The following is a 2,037-nucleotide window of genomic DNA, read 5'->3' as shown; positions in this document are numbered from 1 at the left end:
GTTGCGGACTCCGCGTTTCTTGCGGTCTGGTGCGCGCGCCCTTGGACTTTGTGGTTGCGCTTGCTGGGGACCCCTTGGCTCTTGGTTGGGGCCGTCTGGCGAATGGGGGGTGCCGGACGACCTGAGCATGGGGGGCGGGATGGTTTCATGCGGGGTATGGGAAGACATCGCAGGGGGGCGAAGCGCGAGGTCACGGTGGCCGACCTCATCGACGAACTGCGCAGGTTCGAGCCGGGGATGCAGGTGCGGCTGGCGGTCCAGCCCCGGCTCCCTCAGGAGCACGCCGTCGGAGGCGTCGCGGAGGCGGACGGCATGGTGTGGATCGGCGACGGCGGGCACCGCGGGTACGCGCCCGACGAGGTCGCCGAGCAGCTCGGGTGGAGCTGACGCAAAGCCTTCGCCATGACGGCGGCTACCTTTGCTCCGCCCGCGCTTCGCACTGTCGATCATGAGGGAACAGCCAATGACGTGGCGATGCATGATCGAGAGGGTTGACCCCAATGAGAAGCCCGATGCTAGGGCTGCTGCCCGCCGCGGTCGCGGCGGCGGCCGTCACGGCCGTGGCCGTGCCGGCGTCCGCGGAGGAGGCACCGCGGCCCGTCCCGCGGACCTACACCCTGGACGACTGCCCCGAGGCGCTGAACTTCCTGACGTCGATGCTCAGCTCGATGCTGAAGAGCCCCGACCTCGCCAAGGCCGTCTGCACCATGAAGGCGGAGCAGAACGCGCAGGACACGCCGAGCGCAGAGGACGGGTGGGACACCAAGGGCACCAAGGGCGCGGAGGGCGCGCAGGGCGCGGAGGACACCAAGGGCGCGGAAGGCGCGGAGGGTGCCGAGGGCGCGGAGACCGCGCCGGTCGAGGGCACCTACACCGATCCCGACGGGCGCACCGTCGCCCAGAAGGACAACAAGCTCCTGGGGCTCGTGCAGATGCCCAAAAGCCTCCTGGTCAAGGTGCCGACCCTCGACGAGGGCACGTACACCTACACGGCCGGCGGCCGCTGACGTTCACGGGCCGCGGAGGGGCGTCCTTCGCGGCCCGTGTCTCAACCGCTCCCAGTGTGCACTAAGCTTTTCCTCGACCGAGGGGCTATGGCGCAGTTGGTAGCGCGCCTCCATGGCATGGAGGAGGTCTGGGGTTCGAATCCCCATAGCTCCACGCTCGGCTTCGGAGTGGTCGGCCTGCGGGCCGCCACTCCTTTGTCGTTTCAGACGGGGGTCGTGGTGTAGCGCAGGACGGCGCCCACGGGATGGTCCGGGGCTTGGTCGTTGGACGGCACGACGACCAGTTCGCTGTCGGTGGCCGCGGCGGCCCGCACCAGGGCCGCGTCCGCGCGCTCCGCCCGGGGGTCGGTGATGCCGAACTCCTCGCGGAGCTCCTCCGCGGTGGCGGCGACCTGGATCGGGTCGGGGCCGATCCACAACTGGTCGTCGGAGTCGGCGTCGTCCATCAGGAGCAGCGTCTCCACCTGGCCGTGCCGGAGCGCCTGCGTCGTCGCGGGCAGTCCCGACACCGCGCGCTCGCCGTTGGCGAGTTCGCGGTCGAAGCGCTCGGCGACCGTCATGACGCGTTCGGCCGTCTTCAGCTTCAGGAGGCGGTTCAGCTCGTCGTCCAACTCCGGGTCGTCGATTCCGGTGTTCTTGTCCGCCTCGACGGTGTGCTCCAGGACGTTCTCCGACACCTCCTCCAGGACGGCGTTGCGGGCGCGGACGTCGCCGGCGATCACGACGGCCTCGGCGCGGCAGCGGTCGGCGGCGCGGTCGATCTCGTGGGCGACCTTCTTCGCGTTGATCTTCCAGGTGTTCTCCGAGGAGCGCTGGTACCGGGACTGGTTCCAGTCGCCCGCCTTCACCTTGCGGATGGGGTACTCCTCGTCGCCCCGCACGTCGATGTGCTCGTGCCGGCCGTCGGCGCCCACGCAGTCGATCGCGCCCCCGCGGCGGTCGACGACGGCCACCAGGTGCGCGAACTGCTCGCCGCGCTCGGTCAGGTACGGCAGGACGTCCGGGAGCGGGGCGAGGGTCGCGCGGGTGA

3 protein-coding genes and 1 tRNA gene are annotated in these 2,037 nt (G+C 70.4%); 3 read left to right on the top strand and 1 reads right to left on the bottom strand.

The window, feature by feature from the left end; genetic code table 11:
* The first annotated feature begins 156 nt into the window (after positions 1–156).
* The 3 genes from ETD96_RS43595 (at position 157) to ETD96_RS43585 (ending at position 1,161) form a co-directional block, all read left to right on the top strand.
* On the top strand, positions 157–387 hold the full coding sequence (locus ETD96_RS43595) for a hypothetical protein (protein ID WP_138642326.1): 231 nt from the start codon (positions 157–159) through the stop codon (positions 385–387).
* Between the two features lie 113 nt (positions 388–500).
* A complete protein-coding gene (locus ETD96_RS43590) occupies positions 501–1,007 on the top strand; it encodes a hypothetical protein (RefSeq protein WP_138642325.1) in 507 nt (168 codons plus the stop codon).
* Positions 1,008–1,088: 81 nt separating this feature from the next.
* Positions 1,089–1,161: transfer RNA gene (locus ETD96_RS43585), tRNA-Ala, on the top strand.
* Positions 1,162–1,210: 49 nt separating this feature from the next.
* Here the strand turns inward: ETD96_RS43585 and ETD96_RS45620 are convergent.
* A partial coding sequence (locus ETD96_RS45620; RefSeq protein ID WP_171069541.1) for a baeRF2 domain-containing protein occupies positions 1,211–2,037 on the bottom strand: 827 nt, incomplete at its 5' end.

It is taken from the genome of Actinomadura geliboluensis (assembly GCF_005889745.1).
Classification (GTDB): Bacteria; Actinomycetota; Actinomycetes; order Streptosporangiales; family Streptosporangiaceae; genus Spirillospora; species Spirillospora geliboluensis.
The sequence above is the reverse complement of the archived record's forward strand: the minus strand, read 5'-3'. Positions and strand labels throughout refer to the sequence as shown.

What these genes read in the sequence shown, in the direction of transcription:
- ETD96_RS43595 (WP_138642326.1), top strand. Translation starts at nt 157, where the DNA reads ATGGGAAGACATCGCAGGGGGGCGAAGCGCGAGGTCACGGTGGCCGAC.
- ETD96_RS43590 (WP_138642325.1), top strand. Translation starts at nt 501, where the DNA reads ATGAGAAGCCCGATGCTAGGGCTGCTGCCCGCCGCGGTCGCGGCGGCG.